This is a genomic window from Aquisalimonas sp. APHAB1-3 (assembly GCF_048323695.1).
Taxonomy (GTDB): domain Bacteria; phylum Pseudomonadota; class Gammaproteobacteria; order Nitrococcales; family Aquisalimonadaceae; genus Aquisalimonas.
In genome coordinates, this window is sequence record NZ_JBLWFT010000022.1 from 1 (window position 1) to 18,727 (window position 18,727).

At 62.3% G+C, this 18,727-nt stretch carries 10 protein-coding genes and 1 pseudogene; 5 read left to right on the top strand and 6 right to left on the bottom strand.

Annotated features, from left to right (window positions below; translation table 11 throughout):
- Nucleotides 1–519: 519 nt before the first annotated feature.
- The 6 genes and pseudogenes from ACNSTU_RS17150 to ACNSTU_RS17175 all read right to left on the bottom strand — a co-directional run.
- A pseudogene (locus ACNSTU_RS17150) lies at nucleotides 520–765 on the bottom strand (HipA N-terminal domain-containing protein); the annotation flags it as partial.
- Nucleotides 765–1,013 carry a helix-turn-helix transcriptional regulator gene (locus ACNSTU_RS17155; RefSeq protein WP_418212768.1) on the bottom strand — a complete coding sequence of 83 codons (249 nt, stop codon included), beginning with the start codon at nucleotides 1,011–1,013 and terminating at the stop codon, nucleotides 765–767. The pseudogene ACNSTU_RS17150 and the gene ACNSTU_RS17155, both read right to left, overlap by 1 nt.
- Before the next feature lie 250 nt (nucleotides 1,014–1,263).
- Complete coding sequence (locus ACNSTU_RS17160; protein WP_418212769.1) at nucleotides 1,264–1,818, bottom strand: hypothetical protein; 555 nt, start codon at nucleotides 1,816–1,818, stop codon at nucleotides 1,264–1,266.
- A 25-nt stretch (nucleotides 1,819–1,843) separates the two neighbouring features.
- The gene (locus ACNSTU_RS17165) at nucleotides 1,844–3,481 is read right to left on the bottom strand and encodes a hypothetical protein (RefSeq protein WP_418212770.1); all 1,638 of its coding nucleotides are present in this window, start codon (nucleotides 3,479–3,481) and stop codon (nucleotides 1,844–1,846) included.
- A gap of 33 nt (nucleotides 3,482–3,514) precedes the next feature.
- Nucleotides 3,515–4,816, bottom strand: a complete 1,302-nt coding sequence (locus ACNSTU_RS17170) for a conjugal transfer protein TraF (RefSeq protein WP_418212771.1) — start codon at nucleotides 4,814–4,816, stop codon at nucleotides 3,515–3,517.
- A 510-nt stretch (nucleotides 4,817–5,326) separates the two neighbouring features.
- Nucleotides 5,327–6,703: a TolC family outer membrane protein gene (locus tag ACNSTU_RS17175; protein ID WP_418212772.1), complete on the bottom strand. Its 1,377-nt coding sequence runs from the start codon at nucleotides 6,701–6,703 to the stop codon at nucleotides 5,327–5,329.
- 181 nt (nucleotides 6,704–6,884) lie between these two features.
- On the opposite strand from ACNSTU_RS17175, the gene ACNSTU_RS17180 reads away from it, so the two are divergent.
- The 5 genes from ACNSTU_RS17180 to ACNSTU_RS17200 all read left to right on the top strand — a co-directional run bounded on the left by ACNSTU_RS17180 (nucleotide 6,885) and on the right by ACNSTU_RS17200 (nucleotide 18,566).
- On the top strand, nucleotides 6,885–8,024 hold the full coding sequence (locus ACNSTU_RS17180; RefSeq protein ID WP_418212773.1) for a glycosyltransferase family 4 protein: 1,140 nt from the start codon (nucleotides 6,885–6,887) through the stop codon (nucleotides 8,022–8,024).
- A 13-nt stretch (nucleotides 8,025–8,037) separates the two neighbouring features.
- Complete coding sequence (locus ACNSTU_RS17185) at nucleotides 8,038–8,832, top strand: ABC transporter permease (protein WP_418212774.1); 795 nt, start codon at nucleotides 8,038–8,040, stop codon at nucleotides 8,830–8,832.
- The gene (locus ACNSTU_RS17190; protein ID WP_418212775.1) at nucleotides 8,829–10,073 is read left to right on the top strand and encodes an ABC transporter ATP-binding protein; all 1,245 of its coding nucleotides are present in this window, start codon (nucleotides 8,829–8,831) and stop codon (nucleotides 10,071–10,073) included. The genes ACNSTU_RS17185 and ACNSTU_RS17190 overlap by 4 nt, the downstream gene beginning before the upstream one ends.
- A 46-nt stretch (nucleotides 10,074–10,119) precedes the next feature.
- Nucleotides 10,120–13,542 carry a glycosyltransferase gene (locus ACNSTU_RS17195; protein WP_418212776.1) on the top strand — a complete coding sequence of 1,141 codons (3,423 nt, stop codon included), beginning with the start codon at nucleotides 10,120–10,122 and terminating at the stop codon, nucleotides 13,540–13,542.
- 320 nt (nucleotides 13,543–13,862) lie between these two features.
- Nucleotides 13,863–18,566: a hypothetical protein gene (locus ACNSTU_RS17200; protein ID WP_418212777.1), complete on the top strand. Its 4,704-nt coding sequence runs from the start codon at nucleotides 13,863–13,865 to the stop codon at nucleotides 18,564–18,566.
- Nucleotides 18,567–18,727 lie beyond the last annotated feature (161 nt).

An 18,727-nucleotide genomic window follows, 5' to 3' on the forward strand; every position in this document is an offset into this window, starting at 1 on the left:
CAAAAACCAGCGCCCTTACGACCCCGCGTTGACCTGATGACCAACCGGCATGGAAATGCCTTGGGATGGCGGACCTGAAGGTCCGCCCTACGCGGGACTACAGCTTGACCGGCAAGACGGTATCTACGGGCCGACGCATCATCCGTGCGGGTTGTGCGGGTTGTGCGGGGTATGGCGTAGAGGGAGGCGTAGGGTGGACCTTCAGGTCCACCATCCCGAATCGGCGAGCGCCCGCTGAGCTCCGTTCCCAACCGTTACACCACGTCGCCCAGCGCGCGCAGCCGCGAGGTGATGCCCTGTGTGACCGACTCATGGACTCGATCGCATCGCGGACCAGCGACTCCGGAAGGCCTGCAGCTTCACACGTTTGCAGGAAGTGCCGACCCTGGATCGTGTCGATGCGGTAGCGATTCCTGCGCCCAACCGCCATTGCGAGCTTCATCTGCTTGAGCTCGACCTGTCGCGCCGCGAGACTGGGCTGGACTGTAAGCACATCGTATAACGGCGTGAGGCGGTATCCGCCACCCGCCGGGGAAGCGCATCGGCATCAGGCAGCAAGTTGTCGAATACAGCAGTGACCCGGTCTCCGCGATAGGCATCTTCCCGCAGGGGAAGGGACAACGACACGGGAAGTGCGTGCTCCCAATCCAACCACTCGGAATCGTACACAAACGATACCGCCCCATCCGGAGCCTTGGTCAGATGACCGACCAGGCGATTGTTGAGCAGCACGCGCAGCGGCGGATGATGACGGCGCCGGGGCATTAGAAGATGTCCTCAAGGGCGGGGCCACCGCTCGACCGCGGCGTAACACGCAGCTCGAGATCGAGCGCGGCCAGCACAACGAGCAACGTCTCAAGCCTCGTGGCCGGGTTGCCCGTCTCGATGAGCGAGATGGTCTCCTGCCGGAGGCCGGCCTTCTCACCAAGGACGGCCTGAGTCAGACCCTGCCTTTTGCGGGCACGGCGGATCAGGTTACCGACCTGTTCAGGGGTGCGTGCGAGATCAGTCATGCCCAGAGTATGCGCTGATCCTCATAAACAAGCAATATGCCGTTTGGCGCATAAACGGTCGCTGGAGTGGTGGACGTGAACGTCCACCCTACAGGTCGGCGCGAGGCGCGCGCCCACGCAATTGTCACTACGATGGCCTGATGCATCCCGTTCACTACCGAGGTGAAGCACAAAAAAAAACCGAACCGGGAAGCAGAGCGCGTCAGCCACTTCCGGGTTCGGGCAAAATCAGGGGAATTCGGGTTTCCGGTTATTCGTCGTCGTCGCTGCTCTCCGACTCGGCCTCTTCAGCCTGCTGGCGTTCGTGCCTGCGGCGCAGTTCCTCACGGCGACGCTCTTCGATCTCCTCGATGCGGGTCGAAGCGCGCGCCTCTGCGCCTTCCAGGGCGTCCGGGTCCACCGTGGCGAGGCTGCCGTGAATTTCGGTGACTTTCGCCCAGGGCGACAACCCACCGACCCCGGCTGCAGCGAACCAGCCCCAACCCGTGGTGCACACCGGCCGCTCGGAAAAACTGCCATCGGCGTGGTCCAGCCATCGCACGTCCATGACGTGAGTGGCGCCGAACTCTTCACCCTGGGCGAGCAGCTCCTTGGCAGCCTCATCGGCCATGTCGGAGCAGGACTCCCACACGAACCCACGCTGTTGGGCTGTCACCGGACCGATCTCCAGATAGGGAGCGTTGCCCACCGACTGGGTCGAGTACAGCTGGTGGTCGCTGTAATCCACGAACGTATCGGTGGTCGTGCAGCCCGCCAGAATCAGCCCGGCAGCCAGCGACGCCCCTGCCCCTCGCAATCCACTCATCAAAGTCACCATGGTCCCCCCAGGTTCAGAAGTTCGTATTCGTTTCGAAATCGGCATCCGCGCACGCCGACTCGTCCGTAGGTGCGCCTTCGTCCCCGATCGCACGGAAAACGTCGGCCTCATTCCCATCAACCTCGAAGTTCTCGCGGTCACCATCGAACTCCAGGCCGAACGCCCAGTCGCTGTCGGTATCGGCCGTGCTCCGCAACCGCAGGATGGCGGACTCCTCCACCGAACCGCCCAGCGCCGAGAGGCTCAGAATCAGCGTGCGGTCGTTGGGCTGATCCCATTGCCCCGTGATCAATACCGTGCCGTCATCGCCAAACGCCGACAGATCCACGTCTTCCAGGTCACCGCGGACACACAGGCTCAGCTCACCGGACCGATCGCCGGACTCGCCGTCGAAGAAGAGCGCCGCTTCGCCATCCTTGTCACTGTCCGCATCGGTCGCGAACGCGACGTACTTCCCGGCAAGCGCAGGGAAGGTGTTCTCCACCTCCGACGCGCTGACGCTGGCTTCCGGATCCCCGCCCTCATTCCACAGACGGCGTGAGAGGCTATCGATATCGATGCTCCGGCGACTGTCCTGACCTCCCTCGGCCAGGATCTCCGACAGCTCATCGATCGTCTGCGCATCATCAGTGTCGGGGCTGCGGGCTTGATCGGAGCGCGTGTAGGAGAGAATCGCCTGCACGCGCGCTTCGCCGCGATCACGCGGCTCGCCGTCGTCGGCCTCATTCAAGGACGTGGTGGAGGCCAGCGCCATCGTGCCGCTGGAGCCAGAGTCTCCATCATCGAGCAGCGTATCCAGCAGTGTGGTTGCCAGCTCGACCACCTCATCAACCGTATCCTTCTCCACGTCGACATCCTGATCGGCCAGGGCGTCGTCAATCGCGCCCTGGAAGTCCGACGCATCCAGGTCATCGACGGCGTCACGCAGATCACCCTGCTGCCCGTCCGCATGGGTGCGCAGCCCGTCGTACATGAGCCCCGTGGCCTCGGCCTGGAGATCGTCACTGTCGAGGCCACCGAAGAGCTCGTCGGATACGGCGGTCACGGTCTCGTGAATCGCCACGGCCGCTACGGAATCCCTTTCGCTGTATTGTGCGTCTTCGAGGTGATCGCCCCAGGGGTCGACATCATCAGTGGAGAACACAATGTTGTTGCTCAGGGACGTCACCGGCGATACCGGCAGCACCGTGCCGGAGCTGCTGTTCTGGATTTCGATCAAGCGGCTGAGGCTGCCCTGGAATGCCTCCCCGGAGAAGAGGTCATACCCGCCTTCGACCCGCAGACGGGCCTGGCTCTGGGCGGTGGATACCGTCAGGCAATGGCGCTCAATGCCCTCAGCGCAGTAATCCCGGGCTTCCGCCACCAACTCACCGTTGCCGTCGCGGATATCCGGGCGTTGCGAGAAAAACCCGTAGGAGTCGGTAAACGCCCGGGGTTCGAAACTGTCACGGCGGTTGTTGTCGTTGAGATCGACGTAGACCCGCGCACCGGCGATGTACCCGTCCACCGCGACACCGCTGATCTCAACGGAATTCACGTCACCACCGTCCGGGTCACTGGAGTCGCTGAGACACCCGGCGAGAATCACGCTGCAAAGGCCAGTGCCGATGACCCCCGCCCCACGCAGGAACTGTTTTCTTCGAGTTATCATGACTTCCCCTTTAATCAACGGTGCGATCACGGCTCAGAAGTAGAGCTCGAGGCTGGCACTCACCTGCGCACTGCGCGGGACTTCATCGCCGTCCACATCCACCGAGTCCGTTGCCACCGCGGCGTCCAGGTTCAGCACCCGGAAGAAGGTCAGCCCGCCGGTGATGTAGCTCAGCTCACTGCCCGTGAGGTTTTCCCGATACCCCAACCGGAAACCGGGCAGCAGCCAGCCGCTGCCGGCATACCCAGTGCTCACGGAAAGCCATTGATAGGCGTCGCCCACCGGATCACGGCTGCTGTTGACGTCGTAGGCGAGGCTCACGTGCCAGTCCTGGTTGTGGGTGAACACCGCACCCTCCAGCTGCAGCTGGCGATCCATGGTGTAGGTCTCGGAGAGACTGATGCGATCGCCGAACGATGCGGCGGTATAGCAGTTCCGATTGGCCGTGTCGGACAGGCTCGGGTCGTCGCAGTTGCGGCCAATCTCCGGGTAGTCAAACTCCGGCTCATTGACGTTGCGCAGAATCGCCCCGGCACGGTAATTGTCAGCGGTCCAGATGGCGCCGAGATCCAGCCCCACGGCCGACTGCGTCTCGCGGTTGCGATCGAAGTCGTCTTCGAGGTCGTCGGCGAGATTGTCGTCGCCGTCAGTGTCCTCGAACGCGATGACGCCCTTCGCCAGTTCCATCCGGTAGTAGTTCAGCCGCCCGCCAACAAACAACGAGCCACTCGATGCGTGATAGACCCCACCGCCGTAACCGACGGACATGCCCACGCCGGCGGCGCCCTTGAGATAGCCCGAGGTGCGGGACTGCAGCTCGAAATCGCCATCGGGGGTCGGCTGCACTTCAATGGGGGCATCCAGCAAGCTGCCGCGGACCGATCCGTAGGCCGTCGCGTCGAGGCTGAACGCCCCACCGCCAACACCCGGGACATTGACCCCGAGCGGCGTGAAGGGCGCCTTGGCAGCGCCGTCGAGCTTGAAGTAGCCATCCTGCCCGGCGTCAACCAGAAACGCGTCAAAGCGCTGCTTGCGGTCCTCGGCATCGCCGAGCGTCAGGTCAGTACGATCCAGCGCCGCCTCCAGATCCTCGGCCTCATCGATGAGATCGTCGACGTCACCGACTTCGTAACCCAGAGAAAACGCGCCCAGACCGAACCAGACTCCACGGCGATCGGACGCCACAGACGAGGCGGGATTGTTGCCCGTGGCCTGCACCGTACGCGGGTGGCTGACACCACCGTAGGAGATATCCTGGCCCACCGGAATATGCGCCGTGTTGGCCGCCGAGGCCCCGGCAGGAGCAGCAAGCGCCACTGCCAACACCGGAATCACGGGCACGCGCACCCTTATGTGCTTCATCGCCAAACGGCGAAAGCCGGCCAAGCCCTGCATTGTGTATGCCCCCCGAAATCACTCCAGCCGCCCGCCTCGGCGACATTATTCGAACCGTGTTGCGAGGTTTTCGTTTTCGTGTTGCGAAAAAGTAACAGCCCGGCCGAGCCGGTTCTGCATACCGGCTCACAAAAACGACCGTTTGCTTGCGGCGTTTTACCTGCCACCAAGGCTAAGCGCGCCGCACAAGGGATTTTCGGCTCTGATCGCACGGGGTCGCTGTGGAACCCTCGTGAGACTCCACGGCGACGGTAGGTTGCGCAGCACGGGTTCCTCGGCTCGGCCCACTAGTGCTTCCCGCTGCGCACGCCCCACTGCGGCCGGGCCACGTCTACACTGACCGCAGAACAAAAGGACGCTGGGCTGCGCTCGATAAACCTCTTAGCCTCGACCTTGAAGAGCAATACCTGACCGGTGAAAGGCGCTAAAGCGCCCCGAGACGGCGCCCCCCTATTCCAGAAACCCAGCGAGCCAGAGCACCGATTCACGATCCAACTCTCCGGCAGCAGAACGCAGTGACACATGCGCCCTGAGGTATTCCACACGCGCTTGTGCCAGTGAAAGCCGAGACTCGATCAAAGCCCTGCGGGTTTCCAGCAGGTCAACAACTGACCTTCGCCCGATCTGAAGCTCCTCTTCTACAGCTTCGAGCCGGGCGGTTTGCGCAGAAACCGAGCGCTCAAGAGCCCGAATCGACGTCGCCCCGCGGTCGACATCCAGAAACGAGCCCCGTACTTCGCTGAGAAGAGCGCGTCGCAGACCGTCGACCTGCTGGCTTGCCTGCGCGACATCATGCTCCGCAGCCCTTGATCGTGCACTGACTTGACCGCCCTCGTACAAGGGAACCGTCAACTGAACCCCCACCACCGTTTCGTCGAAACGCCTGCCCGGTGCAGCAAGTGGCAGTTCCTCCTCGTCATCCACATCATCAAAGTAGGTATGACTGGCAACCAAACTCAATCGCGGGTGATGCTCAGCGCGCTCGATCGCGATCTGATCCCGACGTGCCAGGCGAGCTTCCTCGGCAGCCATCAAGCGTGGGTTATTCTGCATGGCACGGTCGACCCAGACATCCACGTTGTCCGGTTCAGGGCGTTCGACGGGGAATTCGTCCTTTAATGGTCTCAGAGCCGCATAGCGCCGATTTGTTATCTCGCGCAGATGTTCAAAGGCGGCATCGACCCGATGCTGGCCACCAAGCTTCTCGTTTCGCGCTTCTTCCAGGGCCGCCTGTACCTCCAGGCGATCCGCACGGGAAGCCAACCCCCTGTCATAGAGCGCCTCCACACGACGTACTTCGCTTGACAGGGCCTCCACCTCTCGTTCGGCGAGTCCGTTTTCCAACTGAGCCAGGAGCACCTCGAAATATGCATCCGTTACCCGCGCCATCACATCCTGGTGCTCACTGGACCGCTCCAGATCACTGCGACGCGTCTCGCGCTCGCTCTGGCGCAGACGCACCCAGTGCCTGCGATTGTAGATCGGTTGCTCCAGGCGGATCTGATACTGCTCACGAGTGAAGGTTCGGGCACCATCATCCCCGGCCCCTCCCCGCTCATCACGACGGACCCGATCCACCCCCGCAGTCGCGCTGAGCGAGGGCAGCCACGCACCCAGTGCCTCGCGCTCGCGTTCGCGCGCCGCAGACACGCCACTTTCAGATGCCTGTAACTGGGTGTCCGCACTCAATGCGTCTTCGTACACATCAAGCAGACCGGTTGGCTCCGCGGCCGCAGGTGCCGTGGAAAAGGTCACGACCAGAGAGAGAATGACGGCCAGGATCCCGAAGCTGTCACAAGAACGAGGCGATGCAATACGTGAGGCCACTGCGCCAACCTTTGAAATCCATCGAGGAAGAGTCGCCGCATAGTAGGTTGCGGCTTAACTGGCTGACAAGCCCGCGTACCACACGAAGGACAAACCGGCGCCGTCCCAAGGGTCCGATGCCGGGACTTCTGCATAGTGGTAGGCTGTCGCCCCGGACAAAGTGGCGTTCAGAGACAACAACATGCATGTGGTGCTGCAGGGGCATACCTTAATGCCACCGCTGACGGGTATTGGCCATTACACCAGGGAACTCGGCTTTGCCTTACCGCAGACCGAAAGCGTGAGGCGGCTGGATGTCCTCTCAGGCTGGCGGTTTTTCGCATCCCTTGCCGATGCCGAGATCGCCATGGCCCCGGCCGCACGCGCCCGGCGCCTGCCAGGTAAAGCGATGCTCGCGTTCGCCTGGCGGCATCTACGCGGTATCACAACTGCCATGAATCTACCCTATGGCGTGGACCTCTTCCATTCACCCGACTACGAATTACCACTCGTCCCTGTGCCCGGGGTCGTTACCGTGCACGACCTGTCACACCGCTTTTTCCCAGAGCACCACCCTGCGTCCCGGGTACGGCATCTGGAGCGCACCTTGCCGGCGTCCCTCGAGCGAGCGGCTGCCATCATCACCGTTTCGCGCACCGTGCGACACGAACTGGTTACCGAGCTGGGAGTTGAACCCGGGCGGGTGCACGCCATCGCCAATGGCGCACGTGCCGCTTTCCGAGCGGACTGCAAGCCTGATGTGGCGGCGCATGCCTATGACCTCACCCCGGGAAAATACATCCTCTCCGTAGGTGCCCTGGAACCACGCAAAAATCTAGCGCGGTTGATGCACGCTTACCTGCAGCTACCTGCAACGCTCAGAAACGCCTATCCATTGATTCTTGCCGGCCCAGACGGTTGGGCAGACAGGCGGCTGCGCGCTTCGGTCAAGCGCGCATGTGCCACGGGCGCCGTCCGCAGACTGGGATATGTGCCGGACGAAATACTGCCGTCGCTGTATGCCGGTGCAGCCACATTCGTCTATCCATCGGTTTACGAGGGGTTCGGGCTACCAGTCCTCGAAGCAATGGCCTGCGGCACGCCGGTCATCACCAATGGCACGGGTGCACTGTCAGAAGTCGCTGGAGAGGCGGCCGTGACTGTCGATGTCTACGACACCATCGCCATCCGCGACGCACTCGAGCGCATTCTGACTGACCATGGCTTATCGGCCCGTTTACGTCAGGCTGGGCCGAGACGCGCATCCGGCTTCACCTGGTCCGCAACGGCCGAAGCGACCTGCCAGGTTTATGCGCAAGTGCTGGGCAATAACGGGCAATAACCGGAGCTGAGCAATGGCAGCGGCGCTCAAAGCGGCTTGGACTTTCCGACAGTTCATCCTCAGTTCGATCCGACACGAGTTGATCGCTCGCTTCGCGCGCAGCCGACTCGGCAGCCTGTGGATGGTCATTCAACCGCTGTCACAAGTGCTGATCTATGCGCTGATTCTCTCAGCCGTTCTGTCGGCAAAGCTGCCGGGACTCGAAGGCCCCTTCGCCTACGCCATCTACCTGACAGCCGGCATGCTGGGCTGGAGCCTGTTCATGGAAGTGACGACTCGCTCGCTCGGCGTTTTCATCGACAACGGCAATCTCATCAAGAAGATGGCGTTCCCGCGCCTGGTTCTGCCTCTGATCGTCGTCGGCTCAAGCCTGATCAACAACATCATTCTGTTCATTGCTGCGATGGGTGTGTTCACCGCACTGGGGCATATCGCAAGCGCCACGGTGCTGTGGCTGCCTCTCCTAACCGTCATCACCCTTGGTTTCGCGCTGGGGACCGGCCTCATACTCGGTATTCTGAACGTATTCCTGCGGGACATCGGGCAGCTCATGCCCATCCTGCTGCAGTTTCTGTTCTGGTTCACGCCCGTCGTCTACCCAGCGCACATCGTCCCGGACGCAGTCCATGCCGTGCTGGTACTCAACCCTTTGTATCACCTCGTGACCGCCTACCAGAACGTGCTGGCGTTCGGCGAACCCCCGGCACTCACGGGCCTGGCAGTGGTGGCCGCCATTTCCACGGGCCTGCTGATACTGGCACGAGCCCTTTACCAACGCGCCAAACCCGAACTCGTGGACGCACTATGAAGAACGCACCCGTCCTCTGCGCACAGGGCCTCGGCAAGGTCTACCGTCGGTTTCCATCCGAAATCCGACGAATCGCAAGCTGGTTCTTCGCCATCCCGCCCGCGGCGGAGAACTGGGTCATACGTGATGTGGACGTCGAGGTCGCCGCGGGAGAAGCGGTTGCCATCATCGGTGAAAACGGCGCAGGCAAGAGCACGCTTCTTAAGATGTTCGCCGGGATACTCCAGCCCAGTTGCGGCTCCTTAAGCGTTACCGGCAGGGTCAGCGCCATTCTCGAGCTCGGCATGGGTTTCAATGACGAGCTCACAGGGCGGCAGAATGCGCGCCATGCCGCCGGCCTAATGGGGCTGTCCCGGGAGCATATTGACGCCCTCATGCCGGACATCGAAGCGTTTGCGGAGATTGGCGACTATTTCGATGAGCCAATGCGCAAGTACTCGAGCGGCATGCAGATGCGCGTGGCGTTCGCCGTCGCCACTGGCGTGCGGCCCGACGTTCTTATCGTTGACGAGGCGCTCTCCGTGGGTGATGCGTATTTTCAGCACAAGAGTTTCGCGCGGATCCGCGAATTCCGCCGCCGAGGCACCACGCTGCTGATCGTCTCCCACGACAAAGAAGCCATTCAGAGTCTCTGCGATCGTGCCCTGTTACTCGATCAAGGCACGATCGTCTGCGATAACGACCCCGAATCGGCGTTAAACCTTTACAACGCCCTGATCGCCCGAAAAGAAGACACGTCCATCGAAACTACACCTCTTGCGAGCGGCCACATGCAGACCCGCTCCGGAAGTGGTGAAGCCCGCATTGAGCACGCCGGTCTGTACGATACCGAGGACAACCGCCTGGAGACGGCGAAGGTCGGACAGACCGTCACCTTGCGTCTTCGCGTCCGCGTGGATGCGCCTGTGGCACCGCTCATCGCTGGCTACCTGATCAAGGACAGGCTGGGCAACCCCGTATTCGGAACCAACACCTGGCATACAGACCAGGCGGTTGTGGAAGCGAACCCGGGCGATGTGATCAACTACAGCGCATCGTTCAACCTGAATGTGGGTCCAGGCAGCTACGCCGTATCCGTAGCACTGCAAGGCGGAGAAACCCACCTGGACGCGAATTACGACTGGCTGGACTACGCCGTGCTAGTCACGGTCACCAATCCCGACAAACCTCGTTTCATCGGGACCAACTGGTTAGCGCCGCGGATCAACTGCGTGCATAAGACCCAACAACAACGTGTTTAAGCTGCGCTAATCGGCTCACACCCAACGCAGGCAAGAGGCGGAACGAATGGACGCGGAGCGCTACACCCGCTTCGAGGAAACCTTTCGCGGTTCACAAGACGAGATCAGGCAGCGCCTGCAGATCTATCGGCCAGCAGTGGAGGTCTTGCAGACCAAGTGTGCGCAACGGGGCGCCCTGGACCTCGGCTGCGGCCGGGGTGAATGGCTGTGGCTACTGCGCGGGTACGGGCTGCATGCCCGAGGCGTGGATGCCAATCCCGCCATGGTGGACATCGCCCGCGAACAAGGGCTCGAGGTGGACGAGTGCGATGCACTGACGGCGCTGGCAGCACAGCCGGATGACTCACTTGCACTCGTCAGCGGGTTTCATATCGCCGAACACCTGACGTTCGGCGACGTGCAACAACTGATCGAACAGGCGTTCCGCGCACTGGCTCCGGGGGGCCTGCTTATCCTTGAGACGCCGAACCCGGAAAACCTCCAGGTCGGACTGTGCGGTTTCCATGTCGACCCGACGCACCACAAGCCTCTGCCCCCAGGGCTGCTCGAATTCACCGCCATTGACGCAGGCTTCCCAAGCCCGCTCGTGCTGCGCCTAAACGGGCCACCCGCGCCGGCCGAGAATCGGCCACTAGCGGAGCGACTCCCCTGGTCGATGGCGGCCTATCCGGATTATGCGGTTCTCGCGCAAAAGCGTTGCGCCGACGGAGCAGTGGCTCTGTTGGGTGAGCTCCACCAGATCGGTGACAAGCGCATCGGCGGTATCGACGTGATGGAACACACGTTCCGCGAACTGGCGCAGCGCGTGGAAGACCTGGAAGTCGAGATTCAGCGGTTACGGTACGAACGGTGGTGGCACCGCCTATCCGATCGCACCCGGGCAGCCGCCGCATCACTTCGCCAACCGCGCCTGGGCCGAGCAGCTCTGCGACAGCTGGTCATCGGGCTATTGCGGGTTGCGTCCGCGACCCCTTGGGTGCGCCGTCCTGCCGCTCTTGTGTTGCGACCGTTCCCCGGGCTGCGCGGCCGAGTGCTGCGGTTGTCTGTTCATAAGCAACCACCGATCCGGCGCTACGCCCGCGCGGAGGACTTCGAGGAACGCTTGCCGGCACAGCAAGCGCCGGTGCGCTCGGCCAGCCTCGCCCAGCGCGACGCAGTATTGCCGCGCCAGGAAATACAACAGCGCCTTCGTCATATCGCCATTGATGGCCACTTCGCCGGGAGCTACAGCCTGGCCGTAGTCAATCGCAACCTCGCTCACCGGCTCACCGCCGACTATCCCGGCTGCAACCTCGCCATCCACCCCCGCGAAGGCGAACCAGTGACATCTGTTCGCCCGGTTCCCGGAGGCCCGGTCGAGGCAGAAACCCTGGAGGCATTGATAGAAGCGAAGTCAGAGAGCGAGGCCAGCGTTTGCCTCTACCATCATTTCCCCCCCGTGAGCAGCCCTGACCCGGCGCGCGGCACACCAATCGCACTGTTTTCCTGGGAAGAGTCCCGCGTTCGGGACGACATGGTCGCTACCCTGAACCGACACTACGCAGGCGTAGTGGTAACCTCCTGGTTCGTGAAGAAGGTCCTCATGGACAGCGGATGCACACTACCCATCCATGTCATCACGCTGCCACTGCGACCATCACCCCTCGCGCAGGGAAGTACCACGGACGACCTCGCACGGGTGCAACGGCGTGGCGAGGTGCGCCTGTTACACGTGTCGTCGTGTTTTCCGCGCAAGGCGCCGGATGTCCTGCTGGAGGCGTTCGACGCACTCGCCGCCGAATTCGGCAGCGTACACCTGACCATCAAGACGTTCCCCAACCCGCACAACCGGATTGAGGACTGGGTGCGCGAGTGCGTCTCTGCAGCGCACCGCGACCGCGTGCATGTCATTCTCGAAGACTACGACGCCGACGCCATGGCCGCGCTCTACCACGACGCCGATGTCATCGTGCTGCCCACGCGCGGCGAGGGGCTCAACCTGCCGGCCATCGAGGCCGGCGAGCATTGCCGCCCGCTGGTGGTCACGGGCTCCGGAGCACACACGGACTTTGCCACCCCGGAGAACGCGTGGTGGATCCGCTATCGCTTCGATCGCTCCGGGTCACACCTATTGAGCGGGGACTCCGTATGGACGGACCCAAGCCCCGAGCACCTGACGGACGTTCTCTCCGAGGTGTGCCAAGCGCTGCTACAGGGGAATCCGGACGTTACAGCGCGCCCACAGAAACTGCACGACGACATGACCGCCCGCTTCTTCTCCTACGGAGCCAGCGACTCACTGCTGAGCGCGCTTGCCCGCATCGACGCCTTTCATCGGTCGAATCGTCTGTCACAGCTCCGGAATCGGCCACTGTCAGTGAGCCTGATTACAACGTGGGGTGAAGCGTGCGGGGTAGCCGAGTACAGCCGCAGCATCGCCGGTGAGTTCCGCGCTCTGGGCGATAACGTCGACATCCTTGCCCCGGGGGAGCGGCCCGCGGCCGCGGGATGGACGCCTCTCAATGACGTGGCTGTCAACTACGCATGGACCTATGGCAAGACTCCCGACTTACAGACCTTTCAGCCCCAGGGCGAAGTCGTCTGGATTCAGCACCACCCGAGTTTTTTCAGCCTCAACGACACCCTGCGTCACGGTGTCGCATCGCTGCAACACCGCGGCCACAGGGTATTCCTCACGCTGCACAATACCCGCGACCTCATCGCCAACGAGCGTGCGCTAACGGAGGAAATTGCAGCGTGCCTGAATGTCTGTAACCGCGTTTTCGTCCACACACTGGACGACCTCAATAACCTCAAGCGGATCGGCATCAGCGACAATACCGTGCTCATGCCCCATGGCGTAAGCGAACCCGTCGACGGTTTGCCGAGCCCGCCGTCGGGCGGCCTCGTCATCGGTACGTTCGGATTCCTGCTACCGCACAAGGGCACGGAACAGCTCATCGCGGCGTTTGCGGGACTCGACGAGCCAAGGGCGCGGCTGCGGCTCGTCACTGCGGTCCGTGACGACCCCATCTCTCGACATGAACTGCGGCACTGCTGGCGCATCGCCGAGCGACACGGCGTAGCCGACCGCATCGACTGGTATACGGACTTCCTGCCCAGGCGCGAGGTCGAGCGGCTCCTCGCTGGCTGCCACCTGGTTGTCATGCCGTATCAGCACACCCACGAGTCTTCCAGCGGTGCCGTGACCGTTGCTCTCGCCGCCTGTTCCGACGTCGCCACGACACCGGCGCCCATCTTCGAACCGGTGCGTGACGCCACCTATGCGATCGATGGCTTCGACTCAGGCGCCATTCACTACGTGCTACAGCAGCTCCGTGCTGGTCTGGACCCAGAAGTACGGGCACGGGTGCATGCAGCACGGCGCGAATGGCTCGACGCTCACCGCTGGTCCACCCTGGCCGAACGTTACCGTTCCCAGTTCCTGGCTGCGCGCGTCAGCGACGCTCATACCGCAACGGGTGGGTAATAGTCACACAACGGGTTGGTTATTCCAGCCCTAATGTAAGGCCACTGTAAGGTGGGTAAGGATACTGTCGTGTCGACGTATGATCTGGCTGCTGCTACGTTTCAGTCAGGGTGCCCGTTCTATACGTTTTCGTTAGATTTTTTACGCACTACGACGTAGTGCGGAGATAACCAAACGAGGGCTTGCGGCCCTGTGCGGCATACCTGTAGCCGTAAAACGCGTGTAATCGAGCCCAATAGAGCCACGAAAAAGCGCTCATACCGCCCCTGATAAAAGGGGTCAGGAAGACGCCATCAAGCGAAAGCAAAGGAGAATAAACCATGGCGGATCGTCAGATGCTTGAGGACCTGTACGAAGCCATCTTCCTGTCCACGCCGACACCAACTCGGCTGGACGAGGCCGAGGAGGAACTCTCGAATCAGGGGGGCAGCTACACCGACCTTGCCCGTGACTGGGCTGCGCGGGACAACAGCATTCATTCCCGCCTGGAGGGCGACGACCTGATCTTCGGTCAGCTTGTCGAGATCCAGTATGCTCAGCTGTTCGGGCGAACCTCGGGTGACGATGCCTCGGGCAACCCTGTCAGGTTGACCGACCTGGGGCTCGACAGTGACGCAGACATTCTCGATCTGGATCCGACCGATCTTTCGCAGGAAGAGCAAGATTACTTCTCCGGCGGCATCGACATCTGGGGCTTCCAGTACTGGGTTGAGCAGCTGGTGGAGGACAACCTCGAGCCGGACGATCTCTCACTGGCGATGATGAACGGCGCCCGGGAGTTCGAGAGCGACGACGACTTCCTGGTCGAGCTCAATGACCAGGGCCTTGAGTACCGGCTACCGGCCGAGGACCGGGATCTGGTCGACCTGGATCGCCCTGATGGCCATCCTCTGGAGCTTGATTACGGAACCCACGACCCGTCCAACCCCGAAGAGAGCGGCACCCGCATGACGCCCCAGGAGGACGGGACGATGGTCGAGGTTGTCGGCCGCGTTCTGGATGACCCCGAGGAATGGTGGGTGAGCGGCGCCGACGCCGACGATGTCGCGGTCTCGATCTCCCAGCACCACGACAACGTACGGGAAGTGACCCCGAAACTTCTCGACGGAGTCGACTCACTCTTCCTGCGCAATACCTCCGAGGTCGATTTGCGCGATGCGCAAGACCTGGACTCCATCGTATTTCGTGACACGGATGCGGCAGAGATCAACACGCTGTCCCCGGCCGACGTGCTGTATGTAGAGAACGTGGCCTCCAGCACGGATCTCGGAATTGACAACGTTTCGGCGGACTCTGTCTATCTTGATGGCCTCAGCGCGACCAGCGTCCACAACACAACCCTTCAAGGGTACCAAGGCTTTGTGGAACTGAACGGTGTGAGTAGTTCCACCACGGGCACGCGGCTCAACATCGATAGCATCGCCAGCGACAGTGAACACGACAACAACATCCATCTGGTGGCGAATGACGCGAACCGCCTCAGTATCGCCGGCGATGAAGACCTTGATCTGGTCACCGACGCCGGCATGGCGCTCACCCGCGTCGATGCCCGGCTGCTCGAGGCAGAGCTGGACGTGGACGTGAGCGGGCCGGGTCTTGCCGCGAGCCCCACGCTCTTCAACGCCGTCGTCTATGGCAGCCAGGACGACACCACCGTGCAGGCCGGTGACAAGCTCTGGAAAGATTACTCGTCCACCAGCGCGACCGGCGATTCCCTGGTCTTCGACGGCTACGAGGGCTACAACACCCTCGTCACCAATGCCGATGATATTGAGGATTTTGACCCCGAGTGGGCCTGGAACGACGCCCGGCTCGAGGAGACCTTCTCCGTCGCCAACCTACACGAGCTGCGGGTGGAAGGCGGCGAAGGCGACGGCACCCTCGGCCAGCGGGTTGCGGACGAGGTCACCGAGACCGGCACGAACGTGGCCGAGGTGGTCGCGGATAACGCCGTGCTCGACACGGGGCTGTTCGGTGACGATCTCGAGGAGTTCGTGGTCGAAGATGCCTCCGACATGCACGTGGAGACCCGCGACACACTGACCGAGGCGACGCTGCGTGATACCACCAACGTCGATCTCGCCGCCGGTCCGACGCTGGAGGAGGTCTCGCTTAGTGGCGCGGAGGGTTCGACGGTATTCGCCGATGGCAATGCCCTTGAAGAAGTCTCTTTGAGTCAGGGAGCTAGCGGCAACACCCTTGATCGCGTCAGTGAAGAACAAGTGATGCGCTTCGCTACCACGGGGAGCAATGACACCACCATCAATGCGATGGACGATGCCGAAAGCCTGCAGTTATCAGTGGGTCAGGGCACCGCTGGCACCGACATTGAACTCAACGGCGAGAACGTCGACACAGTCAATGCGAGCTACAGCAGCCTCGGCGGGAGGCTGGAAGACGTTGATCTCAGCGGCCTGGCCGAGGACCTGACGGTCGCTCTTGAGGGCGCCAGCCAGGGGCGCGTAGCCGGCTTCGACGCCATCATGGGTGACGAGCAAGACCACCTGACTGTCGAGGGCACCGAGGAGGGTCGTGAGGAGCTGTACCTGAGTACGCACCAACTCGAAGGGCTGGAAAACGGTGATGGCGTCACCATTGGGGCCGATGCTGTCGTCTACCTTTCAGGCACTTTTGGAGACGCTGGAAACCTCGACATTGGTGGCGAAGGCGCCCTCGGACTTTCTCACATCGATACCGTTAACCTGTTCCACGCCGATCCCGGCGCTTTCGAGGTGGGGCGTTACGACGACTCCGCGACCTTGGAGTCGGTGAGCACCGACGCCCCGATACAGGTGGCCGGCAGCATGGACGAACTGGAAATCGGCTACGCCCAGCAGTTCAGCGGCGATGCCGCGCGGGTGGAATTCGTCGACACCGTACGCTCGCCCTGGAGCGTCGACGAGCTGGTGTTCACCGACGGCCATGCCCGGGATGTTGAGCTCTACTTCGCGGGCATTCCGGAGCCTGACGAGGGCTACACACCGGCTTACCACATCGGCGAACTGGACACCGAGCGCCTCGGCCCCGACGAGAATGCCGCCAACACCGAGTCGGTGACCCTGAAGGGTGAGGGCAACGTCTACCTGGGCCTCGGTGTGCGTGACGACGGTGACGACGGCACCCATGACCGCCTTGCCGGTCTCGATGACGACGGCGAGATCCACGCCGAGGGCGGCGACCTCAACGCCGTGATCCGCAACGAGACGGACGCCGGCGCCCTGGACGAGCACGAGCTCGATCTGGATCAGTTCGCCGATACACCGGCGACCCTCGGCTTCGCCGGCGGCACCGGTGCATCCGAGACGGTGGTCAGCGGCTGGGAGGACCCGACGCTGCGCTTCTACGACGGCTTCGAAGGCGACGTTGTCCTGGAGCCGGAGACCGACGACCTCTATCTCGAGATTTTCGCTCGCACCGACGAAGGCCACGTCATGCTGGATGACGCCGTGGATGGCACCGTCAATCTGGTTGCCCCCCAGGCAATGGATGTGCCCTCGGAGCTGCGGGATGATCTTAACAGCGCCAGACTCGGAACGGTGGACCTGGCGGGCAGTGACGACGTCTTCATCGACACGGCTGGCCTGAGTGAGTCCTATTGGCTCTGGATGGACGAGGGGCTGGAGGCACTTGGCGCAGAGGCAACCATCACCTTTGGCGAGGCGCCGCACGCAGACTCGGGGGTCGACCTGGGGGATGTGACCCAGGAAGCCGATGGCGGTGATTCGCACCTTACCGTGGTGACGGAGGGTGCCCCGGACGATGTCGACCTCGCACAGCACTACATCGACTCAGTCGACATGATAGACGCGGACGAAGATGCCTCGTTGGTGATGGAGGGTGCTGACCTTAACGTGATGGACGTCGACGCCAGCAATGCGGAGGAGACCGTCTCCATCGAGGTTGACGGCGAGAACTCCGTCATGGGCACCGTGATGGCCGGCACGGCTGAGACCTTCGAAGGCGAGTTCGCCGACGGGATCTCCCTGAACGCGGTCGATGCCGATGAAGCGGACAACTTCACGGCCACCTTCGGAAATCACGCTGACGTGGGCGACCTCAATGCCGAGAATGCCGCGGACTTCGAGGCGACCTTCGGAGAAGACGCCGCGGTTGACCAGATCGATGCCGGAACTAATACAACGGAGAGCTCCATCGACGTCAGCTTCGGCGCGGACGCCGAGGTGGGCACCATCGAGGCCGGCTACGACGACTCCGAGGTGAACCTCGCGTTCGGCGAGGGGGCCGATGTTGGTGGCATCGACGCAGAGTTCGCCGATTCGCTCAGCCTGGACCTCGCTGGCGACTCCGAAGTCGGAAGCCTTTCGGCGCCGGAGGCCGATACCGTCGAGATTAATCTTGACGGTGCAGGAAACACCGTGAATGACATCGGGGTGAATGGGGCGGACGTCACGATTAACTCCAACGGCGGAGGGGCGGGAGTCAATACCGTGTCGTATTCAACCCCCTTCAATAACGACACACTCACCTTGGCTGGGGATACGGCGTTGGCGTTCGGTGGTGTAACCAATCCCGGTTTCGAGGACGAGGGTGTGCTGGATGCCACGGAGCTGAATGCAAACCTTGACTTGGGGCTCTATGCAGCAAACGACGAACTTGCCATCGAGCTCTACGGTAGCGATGTCAGTGAGGCGGATCGCCACATCGAGTTCCGCGCCGTCAGTCCTACGGACGTGGATTTTGATTTCAGCGACATGGCTGCTGGCCAGCGTGTGGAAATCGTAGGCGCTGCCAACGATCTGGTTGACAACCTTGACGAGATTGAGTTCCTCCTGGAGGACGTTGCCTTCGTCGACGACTTCGAGGCGTCCGACCTGCTCATCAACGGTGTCGGCATCAATGATGTGGACGGCGATGACTGGGAGGACGTCTTCGAACTCGCGGGCACGCGTGAGAAAACTTACACCCAGATCCACCATGCGGAGGATGAAGCCCACTTCGAACTGGAGCTGGTCGGTCTGTCAGCGGACGAACTGACCGACGACAACTTCGACTTGATCGCCTGAAGGCTGAAGGCGGCACCGGCCCGGCCACACGGAGTGGCCGGGCCTTTGCAGTCCCTTGGGCCCCTGCGGGGGCCCCTTTTCTTCTGTAGAGTTCACCCGTATTGAAGTGCGAGTATTCGCTCTGCGAACGCTGGCATCGCCACAGGGGCACTGCTCGTCAC